This window comes from Kitasatospora sp. NPDC059146, assembly GCF_042786665.1.
GTDB lineage: Bacteria > Actinomycetota > Actinomycetes > Streptomycetales > Streptomycetaceae > Kitasatospora.
In genome coordinates this window covers 14026-29321 of sequence record NZ_JBHZCY010000117.1, presented here as the reverse complement: position 1 = coordinate 29321, position 15296 = coordinate 14026, and the positions used below count along the sequence as shown (strand labels likewise).

Here is a 15296-nt window from a genome sequence, read left to right as displayed (position 1 = left end):
GGACGCTTCCTTCGGACCGCCTTCCAGCGGGCCCTCCGGGCGCTTCGTTCTTTCGTGTTTCAAGCTTATCAGATGTTTTCCGCTCCGTTTTCCGGGGCTTCGTCATCCAACTCGCCGGTGCCTTCCGGGGTTTGATGCCCCGTTCGACGTTTCAAACTCTAGCCGAGCCCCGCTCCGAAAAGCGAATCCGGCCGCAATCCCGATAACCAGGCATGCTGAAGTCGGCCTGTGCTGTTTCTCGTGGATTGGCCGCCCCGGAACCGTCCGCGCCATCGCGTGTCCGGTGCTCCCTGTCGGGCGACTGGGAGACAGTACCCCTACTTCTCGCCCGAAACAAATGCCCGGCCCCGGGCCGCGCGGGAGCGGTCCGGGGCTGACGGTCCCCTACTTGAAGAGGCGGTCACCGCTGTTGGCCATCCGGTGACTGCCGCTGTGGCGGTTGACCCAGTCGCGGACGAGGTTGATCGCGTTGGCGCACTGCCAGGTGTCGTCGTACTCCCGCACGCCCGTGAAGGCGCCGTAGCCCGCGATGATGCCGTCGACCTGGGCGTCGCCGAGGAGCTTGTCCACGTACCAGGGGTCGTTGTAAGTGGTCGTCCAGGACAGCGTGGCGGCGAGTCGGCCGGCTGCCCGGTCGGCCGCTCCCTTCTTCAGTTCCGCGCAGGTGTTCCAGGTGGCCTCGGTGCAGTTGCCGAAACCGTTCTTGATGTCGGTGTCGCCGTAGTCCATCGCGCGGCGGCCGACCGGGATGCCCGCGCCGGAGCTGTTGAAGGCTCCGACGACCTTGTCACGGGCCCCGGTGGTGGTCATGCCCTCCAGGCGGCCGAGCTTGCCCTCCAGGCTCTTCCAGCCGCGGCCGCCGACGTCGGGGGTGTTGCCGCCGTGGTACTCGAAGAAGCCGTAGAGGACCTGGATGCCGGCGGCGGTCAGCCGCTGTGCCTTGTCGTGGAGGCCCGCGACGCTGCAGGTGCGGTTGGGCTCCTCGCCGCAGTAGTTGGGGTCCTTGATGTCCAGCCAGACCAGCGACAGCCGGCGGCCCGCGTTGGCGTTGGAGAGGATGCGGTCGATCATGCTGTCGAAGCTGGGGCCGAGCCGGTTCTCCCCGGCCGAGGAACAGTCGTGGTAGGCGCGCCACTCGTTCGGGTTCCACCAGGCGCAGACGTCGATCTCGATGCCGTTGGCGCCGTGCTTGAGCGCCGCGTCCACGCCGTCCAGGGTGTCGACCCGGTGGGCGATGGCGTAGATCGGGTGGCGCTGGTCGGCCGCGGCGGCCGGGGAGGTTCCGAGCGCGGTGCCGCCGATGATCCCGCACAGCGTCGCGGCCAGCGCGGGAACCATCCGCACGCGGGCGCCGGTCCTGAGGTGAGTGGTCAAGAAAGGCACTCCTTCTCGTCCGTGTTCTGAGGTGAACATGACCGAACGTGCCAACTGTACGTCGTCGAACGGTGGATGGGGCCTGAACGCGATCACCGGCGGTTCGGTCTCCACCGTCCGCAGACACCACCGAGCCCCGGAGTAGTTCTCCGGGGCTCGACGGGACCTCACGGCGCGGGCGGTCGCAGCTCCTAGACCGGGGCGAACGCGTACCACTTGGTCAGGGCGTACTCGCAGTCGAAGACGCCGAGCTTGTTGATGCTCCCCACCCAGGAGATGCACTCCTGGGCGGATCCGAACGGGCCCCAGGAATCGATCGCGACGTGGCCGGCGTTCGGGCTGAACGCGTACCAGTTGTGCTGGGCGTACTCGCAGTCCCAGAAGCCCAAGTTGCCGTAGTCCGCGACGTACTGCGTGCACTCCTGAGCGGATCCGAACGGGCCGTAGGAGCCGATGGGGTTGGCGGCCACAGCGGCAGCATGCGCAGGGGCCGGCGCCGGGGCCGGGGCCGGGGTCGCCGCGCCGGCGCTCGCGGCGCCTCCGACCAGGGTGGCCACGGTCAGGACCCCCGTGGCGGTGAGTGTGGCGATTGCCCTCTTCATCGATGACCTCCAGGTCGTGGCTGATCTGATCCGGTGACACGGGCATTCCGGGCGGGGCTCCCCGTGCACGTCTCACGCTAGGTCGGCGGTCCGGTGGTGGAATGCGCGACGAGTCTCCGACCCTGTGCGCAGCGTCTCCTCGACCGTCGGCCCGGGTAGGGCCCGGCGGCGCTGTTCGCGTGGGGAGAGGCCGTACGCGGCTTTGAACGCGCGGCTGAACTCGGAGGGGTTGGGGATGCCGCAGCGGGCGCCGATGGCGTGGACCGGCACGGCCATCAGGGCCGGGTCGACGAGGTCGCGGTGGGCCTTCCTCAGCCGCTGGCGGCGGATGAACCCGCTCACGGTCTCCGCCTGGGAGTGGCGCGCGAAGAGGCGGTGCAGGTGGCTGACGGAGATGTGGTGGGCGGCGGCGACCACGGGCGGGGTGAGTCCGGGGTCGTGCAGGTTGGCCCGGACGAATGCGCGGATGGTCTCCACCAGGGCCTGCTGCCGGGCCTCCAGGGGCAGCGTGCGCTCGGCGTCGAGCTCCCCGGCGATCCAGGCCGACATCAGGTCGAGCACCACCGTGCCGAGGCGGGACGCCTCCGCGGGCTGGAGGGCGGCGGCCTGGCGCTCCAGCCCGAGGAGGAACTGCGCCAGCAGCGCCCCTGTGCCCTCCCGGCCGGAGAGCCTGCGGCCGAGCAGGTCACGCATCCGGTGCGGGGGCACCGGCAGCAGCGACACGGGCAGGTCGATCCCCACCCCGACGACGTCCGGACCGCTCCCGCCCGGGGCCCGGTCCCCGAACATCCGCGCATCGTGCGGGGTGGAGCTGTCGACGAGGGAGAAGTCCCCGGCGCCGAACGTCTCCGCCTGGTCCCGCCCCCGCCGGAGCGCGTGGGTTCCGGAGGTCAGCAGCGTCAGGTAGCACAGCTCCTGATCCGAACGCCGGATCATCCGCTCCGTACGCCAGAACCGCGCCGACGGGAACGACGAGCCCACCAGCACCACCGGTCCCAGCTCGAAGAGCCGCACCTGCCAGGTGAAGTCGTGTGCGTGAGCACTCGTCGCCTCGCACTCCCTCCTCCTGGCCAGCCCGTCCCGCCAGCACTCGAAACCGTCCTTCGCCGACAAACCCTCACCCTGGAGCATGCTCGTCCCTTGCGCGAACATCCCGTCCCTTCCAGACATGCCTGACATGCCTCCCCTGTCGAATCGGCGAGGCCCTCCCCGGTGCATTGTCACGCCACCGTCAAGATGAGGCGCTGCCGCGTCCCACCGCCTCGTTTGACCTCGAACGGGCCGGGCCGCGAGCATGACCGTGACCGCCGGGGAGGGACCGTGACACAAGACACCGCAGGACAGTTGACGAACCGTCGACGACGGAACCGCCTGACCGCCGTGGCAGTCGTGGCCGTCCTCGGCGGCGGCGTCGCGATCGCGATCAACGCGTGGATGGATCGGGGCCCGGAAACCCGGGTCAGCCAAGGCCCCGTGGCCGGCTACCCGCTGCTGGTCAGCTCCGACGGCCTGACCCTGACGCTCAACATCGGCTGGGGGTGCGAGGAACGGCCGGAGCTCGTGGCCCACGAGTCCACCGGCACGGTGACGGTCTCCCTGCGGCACACGGTCCGTCCGGGGTTCTGCGACCCGGGCGGCGCCGCGCAGATCACCACCCGCCTGAGCGAACCCCTCGGGACCAGAACGCTCGACGACGCCACGGGCAAGCCCGCCGTCCACTTCGACGAGCGCAAGCTCCTCCGGCCCGCGTTCCTCCCGGAGAACTACTACCCCGCCCCCGCGGGCAGGATGGTCTACCTGCCCGGCCTGGCAGCAGTCCCGACCGACACCCCGGCCTGGGCCGTCCGGTACACCCTGGGCACGGAGCCCGACACACAAGGGAGCCTGATCATCGGCCAGACCCTCCGGAGCAGCACACCACCGCCCGGCAAGGCCGCCACCGTCAAGGGCCTCCCGGCGAGCATCACGCACGCGGACTCCCCAGGTGGCCCCCATTCACTGACCTGGTCCGACGGCACCTACACCTTCGTCGTCACCACCGGCGGCCCCCCGCGGCTCACGGACGAGGAACTCGTCCGCGTGGCGGAGGGCCTCGGGTAGCGGCCGCTGCGGCGATAGGGTGCCGGGATGGTCCCCGACGCTCCCCGGCTGCTGCGCGCCGACGCCGCCCGCAACGCGGAGAAGATCATCCGGGCTGCCCGGGAGGTCTTCGCCGAGCAGGGCCCCGACGCCCACCTCGACGACGTGGCGCGCCGGGCCGGCCTCGGGGCCGCCACGCTCTTCCGCCGCTTCCCCGACAAGGCCGCGCTCCTGCGGGCCGTGCTGGACCAGCGCTTCGACGAGCACGTCCGGCCCGTCATCCAGGCCGCCGCCCACGATCCCGAACCCGCGGGCGGGCTGGCCCGGGTGCTGGCGGCGGCTCTGGAGTCGGTGGCCGGCGACTACAACGTGCTGGCCGCCGCCCGCGCCGCCGGTGTGCTGACCCCGGCGACCGGTGAGGAGTTCTTCGCCGCCCTCGACGTCCTCCTCGCGCGCGGTCAGGCAGCGGGCGTGCTCCGCACCGACCTCGTGCCCGACGACCTGCACCGCGTCGTCGTCATGCTGGTCTCGGTGCTGTGGACGGTGGACCCGGGTGAGGGCGGCTGGCGCCGGTACCTGGCCCTGGTCCTCGACGGCCTCTCCCCCACCGGGGCCCGCCCACTGCCCTGCCCCGCCCCCGCGCTGCGCACCCGCACGCCCTGACGGCTTACGGCTGAGGGCTGAGGGCTGACGTCAGACCTCGGACGTCAGACCTCGGACGTCAGAGGTCAGACGTCAGACGGCCCGTTCACCACAGCACCGGCACCTCGCCGATGCCGCCCGCCAGCCGTTCGGAGTGGTCGCGCAGGCTGCGCGCGTCCACCGCCAGCCGGAGGCCGGGGAAGCGTCGGACCAGCGCGGTCAGCGCGATCTGCATCTCGGTGCGGGCCAGCGCGTTGCCGATGCAGTAGTGGCCGCCGTGCCCGAAGGCCAGGTGGGCGTTGGGGGAACGCGACGGGTCGAAGGTGTCCGGCTCCTCGAACGCCCGCCCGTCCCGGTTCGCGGCGTTGATCGCCACCAGCACCGCCTCGCCCCGCGCGATCGCCGTCCCCGCGACGGTGACCTCCTCGCGGGCGTAGCGGGTCAGGCCCAGGGCACCGGGCGCGGCCATCCGCAGGACCTCCTCCACGGTGGCGCGGGCCGATCCGTCGGGGTCGGCGGCGAAGCGGTCGCGCCGGGCGGTGTCGCTCAGCAGGAACAGGACTCCGAGGTCGATCCGGGTCGACGTCGTCTCGTGGCCCGCGAACAGCAGTCCCACCGCCAGGCGGGTCATCTCCTCCTCGGTGAAGGACGGGTCCTGTGCCTGGACGGCCAGGATGTCGCTGATCACGTCCTGTCCCGGCCGCTTGCGCTTGTCCTCGGCGACCGCGGCCACGTACGCCTCGAACTCGGCCATGGCCGCGGCCCCGTCGGCCCCGCCGTACAGCGCGGCGATCCGCTCCGACCAGCCGCGCAGCAGCTCCCGGTCCGCGACGGGCACGCCCAGCAGCTCGCAGATCACCATCACGGGCAGCGGGAAGGACAGGTGGCCGTGCAGGTCGACGGCGCGGCGCGGATCCCCTGCGCGCTCCTCCTCCATCCCGTCCAGGCAGGACGCGGCGAGTTCCCCGATCCGCTCGCCCAGCCGCCGCATCCGCGGCGCGCTGAACGCGGGTGCCAGCATCCGCCGCATCCGGGTGTGCTCGCGGTCCTCCTCCTCGGGCGTGGGGGCGGGGCGGGTGTGCAGGGCCGAGGCCGAGATCCTCGGGGAGTCCGCGGTGTCGGGGCGCAGCCGGGAGAACCGGGTGTCGCTCAGGATCTCCCGGGCTTCCTCGTAGCGGGTCACCAGCCAGGCCGGGTCCCCGGCGGGTGTCGTCACCCGGGTGATCGGCCCTTCCTCGCGCAGCCGCGCGAGCAGCGGCGCCAGGTCCAGGGCGTTGGGACGTTCGAAGGGTAACTGCGGTGCGGGCGCGTTCATGGTCTCTCCTCACGAACACTCGGCGGAGCGGCTCTCTCCTGCCCACTCGGGGCCGGGGTGGACGAACGAGGCCCGGACCCAACAAGTGAGAGTCAGCTCTCTCTTGCGGCGAGCGTAACACCGCCGGCACGCACAGTCAGCCTCCCTGCCGCCCTTTCAGCCGCTCCGACGTCGCCCGATCCGAACCCGACCGCTCCGACGTCGACTGATCCGACGTCGGCCGATCCGACGTCGGCCGATCCGACGTCGGCCGATCCGACGTCGAACGGTGCCCGTCGTGCGTCCGCGGCGGCTCCCGGAGCCACGCGCTCGCCGCCATCACCGCGGCCCGGTGCCGTGACTCCGTCCCCGCGACGGCCGTCTCGACCTGACGGGTGCGCTCCGCCTCCCGCCGCACGGCCTCCCGGTAGCGCAGCCAGCGGCGCGCCACCGCGGCGATCACCACCGGAACCGTCACGGCTGCCGCCCGGGCACCGTCCAGGCCGTTCACCACCGCGTCGAACACCATCGCACCGCTCCCCCGTCACTCGTCGAAACCGATGCGACAAACCCTCCACCTGCGGCGGGATTTCCCTCTAGCGTGAGGAAACTCTGCGGAAACCCATGGAGAGCGGGCTGATGGCGAACGGACGGCCGAGGAAGACCGAGCAGCGCGAGCGGCCCGAACTGGCCGAGCTCGCCGAGTGGTTCCGCTCGGCGCTGCGAGCCGCCGGACACGTCAGCGTCCACGCCTTCCTCAAGGCCCCCCGTGCGCCCGGCGCCCCGGTGGCTCCCGACAAGAACACCGTGTACGACGTCCTGGGCGCCCGCCGCCTCTGCCGACGGCAGGCGGCCGAGCAGCTCGCCGCGGCGCTCGGCCACCCCGCGGAGGCCGTCGCCTCCCTGTGGAGTCGCGCCGAGCGGCAGTCGAGGCTGGCGGAGCGCGCCCGGCGCCACGCGACGCGCGGGGCAGGCGTCAGGAACGTGGAGTGGACGGACATCCCCCTGCCCGACCCGTGGCTGGAGGACCTGCTGCGCAGCCAGGCCGCCGCCGCCGAGCAGTTCCCCTACGACCTGCTCGGCGTCGTCAGACCGCCGCTGTCCGAGGTCTACGTCGAGCAGGACGTCCAGCCCCTGCCGCAGGGCCCCGAGAAACCGGGGCAGGAGGCCGCCCGGCGGCCCCACCCGTCGGCCTCGACCCTCGCCGAGGCCCTGGCGACGCACGACCACCTCTTCATCACGGGCGGTCCGGGCACCGGCAAGACCACCCTGGGCCGGCACCTCGTGCGGCAGGTGGCCAGGTACTGGCTGTGCGAGGACGAGGACGGCGGGGCACAGCCCTGGTACCCGAGCGCCGTGGTCGCCGTCCGGATCGCCTCGGCGGACCTCCATCTCCCCCAGGCCTGGTACCGGCAGTTGAGCGAGGCGGTGAACCGCAGCGGCACCCAGACCGAGCCCGTGCACCACGAGCGGTTCGCGAGCCGCCCGCACGGCGTCCGCTGGCTCGTCGTCGTCGACGGCCTGGACGAGGTGTCCTCACCGGTCATCCGGCACAACGCCCTGCGGAAGCTCGCCGAACAGATGCCGCCCGGCGGGCACTTCCGGTTCGTCATCACCTCCCGCCCCCTCCCGCAGGGCGAGCTCGAACCCTTCGAGGACCTGCCGGGCATCGGCTTCTACACCCTCAAGGGATTCGACACCGACCAGCAACTCGCCTTCGCCGAGCGCTGGTTCCGGGCCCAGGGATCGGACGACGCCGCCGTCCACGCCCGGCGGTTCCTGGACGAGGTCGACGAGGCCGGTCTGCAGGAGGTGCTCCGGGTGCCGCTGCTTGCGACCATCGCGGCCGCCTTCCGCAGCCGCAACCCGCGCGCTCCGCTGCCCCGCGGCCGGGTCGACCTGTACGAGGCGTTCCTGGACCAGCTCAGGACCGCCCGGGAGGGGAACCGAGCGGTCACGAAGCGGTTCGTCGAACGCTGGGAGCAGCGGGAGCTGGGCCCCATGGCCGCGTGGCTGCTGGAGCACCGCGACCGGTTGGTGACCCACCTCGCCTGGGCGCGGCTCAAGGGGGCGCCGGAGACCTCGCTCGTCGGCGAGGCCCGGACGTGGCTGGCGGACCGACTCCCCTCCGGCCTGCGCTGGCCCGAGGGCGCTGACGGTGAACTCGGGCAGTTCCTGGCGCAGAGCGGTGTGCTCTCCTTCGACGGCACCGAGTTGTCCTTCCTCCACCAGTCGTTCGCCGAGTTCCTCGCCGCCCGGGACGAGGCGCCGGGGATCCCCTCCGACTTCCCCGGCCTCGGCCCCTGGGCCGCCGCCGCCACCAGCGCCGGCGCCCGTAACCGGATGCTGTTCACCTGTGCCCTCTGGGCGCGGCGGCCCGGCAACGACGTCGGCCTGATCGTCCGCCACCTGCTCGCCGGCGAGCTGCAGCACCGGGTCATGGCACTGCGCCTGGTCACGGCGGGCGTACCCCTGGGCGAGGCGCTCGAACAGTCGGTGATCGACCGCCTGACGGACTTCGCCGGTGACGAGAGGTCGCGGTTCGCCACGTCCGACGCCGAGGTCCTCGCCGAGCTGTCCCAGCTGCGCGGGAACCGCCGGCTCGCCGCCCGCCTTCGTACCGTCGCGCAGGCGGAAGGCCTCCCGCCGTCCCTGCGCACCGGGGCGGCCGCCGCGCTCGCGAACGTCGCCTCCCTCCGGGACGGCATCACCGCCCTGGAGGGCCTGGCCTCGACCGGGACGCCGGAGACCGTGCTGCTGTGCTGCCGGCACCTCGCCTCGCTCGACCCCTCGGGCGGGCCGTTCCGGACCGAGGCCCTGAGGCGTCTGCTCACCGCTCCGCGCGTCTCCGTCTGGGACCGGCTGACCGCCGGGGACCTGCTCCTCGCCGAGGGCAGCACCGAGGGCCTGGTGGACCTCGCCCGGTCCGTCCTGACCGGCCCCGAGCACAACGACCAGCGCCTGGAGAGGGCCGGCGAACTCTGGTTCGACGTCGACGGGGCGGACGCCGCCGAGGAGGTCGCCCGGATCATCGGAGCCCGGAACGACTCCCAGATCTGGTCGGCCCGGGGCCTGATCCTCACCCTGCTCCGGTTCGGGCGCACCGACGAGGCCGCCCCGCTCACCCGACGCTTCCTCGACGAATCGATCAGCAGCGACGACAACAGCGACGTCGTGACGGCGTGGGTCGAGACGGAGGGCGCCGCCGGAGCCGACCGCATCGTCGGGTTCCTGCGCGAGGCCTCGGTGTGGAACGCGGACGAGCGCCCGAGCATCGCCCACGACCTGCTGCGCGAGGGATTCGCCGCGCAGGCACTCGAACTGGTCCGGACGGGCCTCGGTGCCACGACCCGGCGGAGGTACAGCCTCCAGCTGGAGTTCATGGTCCTCGTCAGGGCCCTCGGCCCGGACGCGGCGGACGAGGTGCGGCACTGGCTGGAGAGACTCGACGGGAAGCCCGAGGACCACGCGACCGCCCTCGGGCTGCTGCTCGAAGCCGGTGCGGCGCCCGCCGCCGTCCTGCCGCTCGCCCTCCGCGTGCTCCGGCAACCCGGCAGCAGCACCAAGGCGTTCGTGAACGCCGCCCGCGTCGTGCTGCGCCACGACGGCGCGTCGGCCTGCGAGGAGGTCCTGGACGCCCTGGAGGCCCGCCCGTACGGCGGGGCGGCGCTGCGCACGGAGCTCCTGCCCGTCCTGGTCGAACACGGCCAGGACAAGGCCGTCATGGAGCTGGGACGCCGACTGCTCGACGACCCCGGTCTGACCGGTCCCGAGCTCCGGGCCGTCGTCCGGTCGTGGGCGGCCGTGGCCGGCGCGGGGGGCGTTCGGGAGGTCCTCGGCCGCGTGTCGGCCTCCCTCGGCACGATCGGCCGGGTCGCCGAGACCGCCTCCCTCCTGGCCGGCGCAGGACTCGCCCAGGAGGCCGTCCCCCTGTGGTGCCGCGTCTGCACGACGCCGGGCGCCGCCGACGAGACCCGGTGGCGGGCCCTGCAGTCACTGATCGCCGCGGGAGCCCACGACGCGGCCGACCGGGCACTGCGTCAGGCACTGACCGCGCCCGCCTCCCCGGCGGAAACCCTCGCCCTGCGCCGGCTCCACGCCTGGCTGACGGCCACGGAATGAGCGGAGCGGGGGAGCTACCGGAGCCTTCGCCCCGGACCCGGGCGGCGCGGCATCCCGTTGTCGGAGGGCCGTGACACCATCACGGCAACACGACAAGGGGGGCCACCGATGAGTTTCCTGGGCATGTGGTGTCTGGTCCCCGTACGGCCCGACACCGTCGCGCGGTACGCGCCGGAACTCGCTCCCGTCATCGAGGCGGAGGCCGCGCTCCAGGCGTCCACGGACCTCCTCCGGTGGTGGCGGGCCGGCGGCAGCAACCCGGAGGCGCTGGACCGCTTCATCGATCTCACCGCCCCGTCCGCACTGGACGAGCGGATCTGCACCGTCTACGAGGCCTGGGAACAGGGCTACGACAAGTCCCTGCCGCACGTCGTGGCCTCCGCCCGCAAGGCCTACCCGGCCTCCGCCATGGCCTTCGCCCTCGGCCCGCAGCGCTTCGCGCACCTGCCCGGCTGGTTCGGCGACCTCCTCCTCACCCCGGAACAGGTCGTGCAGACCCTTCCCGCCGTCGAACGCGCCTACGACTGGACCCCGCAAAGCCGGCACCAGGCCGAACTGCTCCTCACCGCCGCCCTCCACGACGAGGGCGGCCGGGACGACATCACCGCCCTGCTCGACGGCGTACCCCCGGTCTGGCGCGCGGCGGCGAACGCCGGCCACGGCCTGCTCGGAGCGCAGTTCATCCCCTGACACGCTCTAGGGTGACGGGGACGAGAGAAGACCCACCATGGACCCCCGCATACCCCGTCTGCGGCGCAAGCTGGCCGCGATCCCGTTCCAGCCGCTGCGCAGCCACTCCTTCGGGGAGGAGCAGCACAGGTTCCGCCTCGGACCGAAGGTGTCGGAAGCGCGGATCGCTGCGTTCGAGGCCGAGCACGGCGTCGCCCTGCACAGCGCCCACCGGCAGTTCCTCAGGTACCTCGGCGGCTCCGGCGCGGCACCGTTCTACGGCCTCGTTCCACTGGAGCGGTGCTCCCTGCTGGTCATGGAGCCGCGCGGAGAGCCGGGGACGCCCCGGGGCTTCGACCGCCCGGCGGCCGGGTCGCACGATCGCGACCTCTTCCTCCACATCATCGAGATGGGCTGCACCGACGTGTGCGTCATCGCGGTGACCGGGCCCCTCACCGGCCGAGTCCTCGTCGGCAACGGCGACGGGCACTGGGGGCCCAACGTCTCCTCCGCCGCCGACTTCCTCGACTGGTACGAGCGCTGGCTAGACCAGATGAGCGCCGGGCTCGACAACCGGGCGCTGGAACTCACCTCGCCCCGGCTTCGCGGCCATCCACACCGGCATCGGATGGCCCCGGAGCTGTGACTCCCCGCAACGGCCGAGGTCAGTGCTGGTCCAGCTCCGGGTAGTAGCCGCGTTGGTAGGTGGACAGTCCGTAGATGCTCAGCTGGCCGCCGCCCCTGCAGATGACGCAGACCTTCCTGGCCTGGCATTCGCCGCAGCGGCGCTTGCCCTCGGGCAGGCGGGGCCGCCAGCCGCGGCCGCGGCAGAGGAGGCAGAGGCCGAGGCCGTCGCACTCGTAGCAGAGGACGTAGCCGGGTGTCAGGGTCTCGGGCGTGCGCACCGGCTCCGGGTCGGGTTCCGGGTCGGGTTCCGGGTCGGGTTCCGGCTGGGGCTCCGGCACCGGGTGCGGCGCCGGTTGCGGGGTGTGCAGGGCCAGGTCCGCCGTCTGTCCGCGGAAGACCACCGCTGGGGTGTCGTCGCTCGTCAGGACGCGGATGGTGCTGCCGTCCCGGCGGGCGAGGACGACCGTCCAGACCCTCCCGTCGTCGTCCAGCCGTGACGTCGTGACGTCCCAGCCGGCCGCGTCGAGGAGGGAGACCGCCCGGTCGGACGTCTCGGCGGCGGTGGCGGCCTTCGGACGGTTGCCCTGGTACGCCAGCGCGTGGTGGTGGCGCAGCGGATCGGGCCGGTCCGTGATCTCCGGCTCCGGCTCGCCGAGTGCGAGTCGGCGGAGGTGAGCACGAACGGTCAAGTCCTTGACCAGTATGACCAGTTGCCCGTGCAGGGACCGACCCAGCCGGTCCAGTTCCTCACATGCCGTCGACGTCTCGTCCATGTCGCCCCCTTGGTCCCGGAACGTACCACGGGGCCGGATCCCGTGATCATGGCGGCCTTGCGTCGGTCGGCAGGTCGACCGCCCTCGGGACCGCCCTCAGGCCGGACCGCCGGGACGGGCGTACGCGGTGTGCAGAGCTCCGACCTGGCCGCTCCAGAACGTGTCCTTCTCCGCCCTGGAGGCGCCGAGCGACAGGAGCCCGAGCTCCTGCGCCAGACCGTAGAACCCGGGGCCGGCGTCGTTCATGCCCTCGTACCGGACCAATGCGGACAGCATCGGTTCCTGCCCGGTCCGGCCGTCCGTGGTGACGCGCCACAGCAGGTACCCGACCGCTGCCCGGTGGTCCGCCCGGGAGAAGTCGAACCCGGGCTGCCCCGTCCGCTCCACCAGGGCCGCGCTCAGCTTGGTGTACGTCGTCAGGCCACCGGCCCTGGCGACCTCGGCCAGGTGGTCGTGAGCGGCCTCCGCCAACTCGTTCCACTCGAGCTCGGTCCGGCCGTAACCCTGCATCGGAGCACCACCAATCGTCGCGCGGACAGCGGGTGTTGAGCCTAGCGGAGCACCAGGTGCGGTGCCGACGAGGCCGCTGGGGGCACCGGTGGGTCCGGGCGCGGCGCCCGGACCCACCGGCGTCGTGCGGGTTCCCCGCACGGGTGTGGTGTCGTACCGTGACCGGATGACCACGAAGGTGTCATCCCGGTACGACGTCGTGATCGTCGGCGGCGGGCACAACGGACTGGTGGCCGCGGCCTACCTGGCGCGGGCCGGGCGGCGGGTGCTGGTCCTCGAACGGCTGGCGCGGGTGGGCGGGGCCGCCGTCTCCGCCCGGGTGTTCCCCGGCGTGGACGCCCGGTTGTCGCGCTACTCCTACCTCGTCAGCCTGCTGCCCCGGCAGGTGGTGCGGGACCTCGGGCTGCGGCTCGACATGCGCCGCCGCCGGATCTCCTCCTACACCCCCACGCTGCGGGACGGGAAGCCCACCGGGCTGCTGGTGGACGCGGCCGACCCGGACCGCACCCGGGAGTCGTTCCGGAGCCTGACCGGCGGCGACCGGGAGTGGCAGGCCTGGCAGCGCTTCTACGGGATGACGGCGGAGGTCGCCCGGCGGGTGTTCCCCACCCTGACCGAACCGCTGCGCACCCGCACCGAGTTCCGTCGGCTGGTCGACGACGAGGCCGCCTGGAGGGCCCTGTTCGAGCGGCCGCTCGGCGAGGTGGTCGAAGGGAGCTTCACGGACGACCTGGTGCGCGGCGTGGTCCTGACGGACGCGCTGATCGGCACCTTCACCCACGCCCACGACCCCGCGCTGCGGCAGAACCGCTGCTTCCTCTACCACGTCATCGGCAACGGGACCGGCGACTGGGACGTGCCGGTCGGCGGGATGGGCGCGGTGACGGACGCCCTGGCCGGGGCCGCGCGGGCGGCCGGGGCGGAGCTCCGGACCGGCTGCGAGGTGACGGCCGTCGCCACCGACGGCCGGGGCGACGCCGAGGTGACGTACCGGCACCGGGACGGCGAGGCGACGGTGGCGGGGCACCGGGTGCTGGTGAACACCGCACCGGCCACCCTGGCCCGGCTGCTCGGCGAGGACCCGGGGCCCGCCCCGGAGGGCTCCCAGCTCAAGGTCAACATGGTGCTGCGCCGGCTGCCCCGGCTGCGGGACGCCGCCGCCGACCCGCGCGAGGCCTTCGCCGGGACCTTCCACATCGCCGAGGGCTACCGGCAGTTGGAGACCGCGTACACCGAGGCGCTGGCCGGCCGACTGCCTTCGGCGCCGCCGTCCGAGATCTACTGCCACTCCCTCACCGACCCGTCCGTCCTCGGGCCGGAGGCCGTCCGGCAGGGGTACCAGACCCTGACGCTCTTCGGACTGCACATGCCCGCCCGGCTGTTCGGCGACCCGGCGGCCGAGGGGCGCGCGCTGGCCGCGAGCCTGGCGCAGCTGGACGCGGTGCTGGCCGAGCCGATCGCCGACTGCCTGGCCGTGGACGCGGACGGACGGCCCTGCGTGGAGGCCCGGACGCCGCCGGCGCTGGAGCGGGAGCTCGGGCTGCCGGGCGGGCACATCTTCCATCGCGACCTCGCCTTCCCCTTCACGGAGGACCGGGACGGCGGCGGGGAGGAGCGGGCGGACCCCGCCGCCCGCTGGGGCGTGGCCACCGCCCACCCGAACGTGCTGCTCTGCGGGGCGGGCGCCGTCCGCGGCGGCGGGGTCAGCGGGATCCCGGGGCACAACGCGGCGCAGGCCGTCCTGGCCGAACCGGCCCCGTAACCACTGGGGACCGGGCCGGCCGGGACGGGGCCGGCCCGGTGGCGGTGCGTCAGGCGCGGGCGAGGGCCCAGCCGCCGAGGCCGTCGCAGGCGCCGGCGTTGTACTGGGTGGCCCGGAAGCCGGCCGGGACGGGCGAGCCGGGGCAGGTCCACAGGCCGACGCGGGCGATGTTGTGGCGCCAGGAGCCGGCGCCGTCGCAGCCCGCCACCTGGTGGCCGGTGATCACGTAGCCGGCCACCACCGGGGAGCCGGAGCAGGTCCAGATGCCGTCGTGCGGGAGGCTGTGCTGCCAGTTGCCGATGCCGCCGCAGCCGCTGCGGAAGTGGTTGCTGATGACGTAGCCGGGCACGACGGGCGAGCCGGAACAGGTCCAGATGCCGTCGTGGACGAGGCTGTGCCGCCAGGAGCCCATGCCCCGGCAGCCGGTGGTCTGGTGGTCGGTGATGACGTAGCCGGCCACCACCGGGGAGCCGGAGCAGGTCCAGATGCCGTCCTTGGCCGGCTGCTGGTACCAGGAGCCGGCGCCGCTGCAGCCGCTGGGGTCGTGGTCGGTGATGACGTTCCCGGCGGCGACGGGCTGCCCGGAGCAGCTCCACTTGCCTCCGTTGCCCCAGCCCGCCGTCCGGGCCTCGGCCGTGGACATGCCGGAGACGGTGCCGCCCAGGGCGACGGCCGCGATCAGGGCGATCGACGCCACGGCGGCGCCGGCGCCCCGTCCGACCGCCAGGGTCCTCACGCGCTTCACTATCTGACGCAGGATCATGTCCGGTGTGCTCCTGGGGTGTTGAGGAGGATGAGGTGCCCCCGTTGCGCCGGTCCACCCGGCGGTCGAACGAGAGCCA

The 15296-nt window shown here is 73.1% G+C and carries 14 protein-coding genes; 6 read left to right on the top strand and 8 right to left on the bottom strand.

Annotated features, from left to right (window positions below):
* Positions 1 to 384: 384 nt before the first annotated feature.
* The 3 genes from ACFXPX_RS34445 to ACFXPX_RS34435 all read right to left on the bottom strand — a co-directional run bounded on the left by ACFXPX_RS34445 (position 385) and on the right by ACFXPX_RS34435 (position 3107).
* Positions 385 to 1383 carry a phospholipase gene (locus ACFXPX_RS34445; RefSeq protein WP_380530612.1) on the bottom strand — a complete coding sequence of 333 codons (999 nt, stop codon included), beginning with the start codon at positions 1381 to 1383 and terminating at the stop codon, positions 385 to 387.
* 182 nt (positions 1384 to 1565) lie between these two features.
* Positions 1566 to 1844, bottom strand: coding sequence for a hypothetical protein (locus ACFXPX_RS34440; RefSeq protein ID WP_375893569.1), 279 nt, complete (start codon positions 1842 to 1844; stop codon positions 1566 to 1568).
* Positions 1845 to 2048: 204 nt separating this feature from the next.
* The gene (locus ACFXPX_RS34435) at positions 2049 to 3107 is read right to left on the bottom strand and encodes a helix-turn-helix domain-containing protein (protein ID WP_380644427.1); all 1059 of its coding nucleotides are present in this window, start codon (positions 3105 to 3107) and stop codon (positions 2049 to 2051) included.
* 249 nt (positions 3108 to 3356) lie between these two features.
* Here ACFXPX_RS34435 and ACFXPX_RS34430 point away from each other — a divergent pair, with 249 nt between their 5' ends.
* Positions 3357 to 4076 (top strand): hypothetical protein, encoded by a 720-nt coding sequence (locus ACFXPX_RS34430; RefSeq protein ID WP_380530606.1) that lies wholly within the window; start codon positions 3357 to 3359, stop codon positions 4074 to 4076.
* A gap of 27 nt (positions 4077 to 4103) precedes the next feature.
* The gene (locus tag ACFXPX_RS34425) at positions 4104 to 4718 is read left to right on the top strand and encodes a TetR/AcrR family transcriptional regulator (protein WP_380530603.1); all 615 of its coding nucleotides are present in this window, start codon (positions 4104 to 4106) and stop codon (positions 4716 to 4718) included.
* A gap of 85 nt (positions 4719 to 4803) precedes the next feature.
* On the opposite strand, the gene ACFXPX_RS34420 is transcribed toward ACFXPX_RS34425, so the two are convergent.
* Together ACFXPX_RS34420 and ACFXPX_RS34415 are read right to left on the bottom strand one after the other, a co-directional pair.
* Complete coding sequence (locus tag ACFXPX_RS34420) at positions 4804 to 6012, bottom strand: cytochrome P450 (protein WP_380530600.1); 1209 nt, start codon at positions 6010 to 6012, stop codon at positions 4804 to 4806.
* Between the two features lie 136 nt (positions 6013 to 6148).
* The gene (locus tag ACFXPX_RS34415) at positions 6149 to 6520 is read right to left on the bottom strand and encodes a hypothetical protein (RefSeq protein WP_380644426.1); all 372 of its coding nucleotides are present in this window, start codon (positions 6518 to 6520) and stop codon (positions 6149 to 6151) included.
* 110 nt (positions 6521 to 6630) lie between these two features.
* Here ACFXPX_RS34415 and ACFXPX_RS34410 point away from each other — a divergent pair, with 110 nt between their 5' ends.
* From ACFXPX_RS34410 to ACFXPX_RS34400, 3 genes are all read left to right on the top strand, one after another.
* Positions 6631 to 10113: an NACHT domain-containing protein gene (locus ACFXPX_RS34410; protein WP_380644425.1), complete on the top strand. Its 3483-nt coding sequence runs from the start codon at positions 6631 to 6633 to the stop codon at positions 10111 to 10113.
* A 108-nt stretch (positions 10114 to 10221) separates the two neighbouring features.
* Positions 10222 to 10803, top strand: coding sequence for a hypothetical protein (locus tag ACFXPX_RS34405; RefSeq protein ID WP_380644424.1), 582 nt, complete (start codon positions 10222 to 10224; stop codon positions 10801 to 10803).
* 37 nt (positions 10804 to 10840) lie between these two features.
* A complete protein-coding gene (locus tag ACFXPX_RS34400; RefSeq protein WP_380530588.1) occupies positions 10841 to 11428 on the top strand; it encodes an SMI1/KNR4 family protein in 588 nt (195 codons plus the stop codon).
* Between the two features lie 19 nt (positions 11429 to 11447).
* On the opposite strand, the gene ACFXPX_RS34395 is transcribed toward ACFXPX_RS34400, so the two are convergent.
* Positions 11448 to 12098 carry a hypothetical protein gene (locus ACFXPX_RS34395; RefSeq protein WP_380644422.1) on the bottom strand — a complete coding sequence of 217 codons (651 nt, stop codon included), beginning with the start codon at positions 12096 to 12098 and terminating at the stop codon, positions 11448 to 11450.
* 180 nt (positions 12099 to 12278) lie between these two features.
* Positions 12279 to 12692: a hypothetical protein gene (locus ACFXPX_RS34390; protein WP_380530581.1), complete on the bottom strand. Its 414-nt coding sequence runs from the start codon at positions 12690 to 12692 to the stop codon at positions 12279 to 12281.
* 166 nt (positions 12693 to 12858) lie between these two features.
* Between ACFXPX_RS34390 and ACFXPX_RS34385 the strand changes: the two genes are divergently transcribed.
* Positions 12859 to 14454, top strand: a complete 1596-nt coding sequence (locus tag ACFXPX_RS34385) for a phytoene desaturase family protein (RefSeq protein WP_380644421.1) — start codon at positions 12859 to 12861, stop codon at positions 14452 to 14454.
* A 49-nt stretch (positions 14455 to 14503) separates the two neighbouring features.
* Here ACFXPX_RS34385 and ACFXPX_RS34380 read toward each other — a convergent pair whose 3' ends face one another.
* A complete protein-coding gene (locus ACFXPX_RS34380) occupies positions 14504 to 15190 on the bottom strand; it encodes a hypothetical protein (protein ID WP_380644420.1) in 687 nt (228 codons plus the stop codon).
* Between the last annotated feature and the right edge of the window lie 106 nt (positions 15191 to 15296).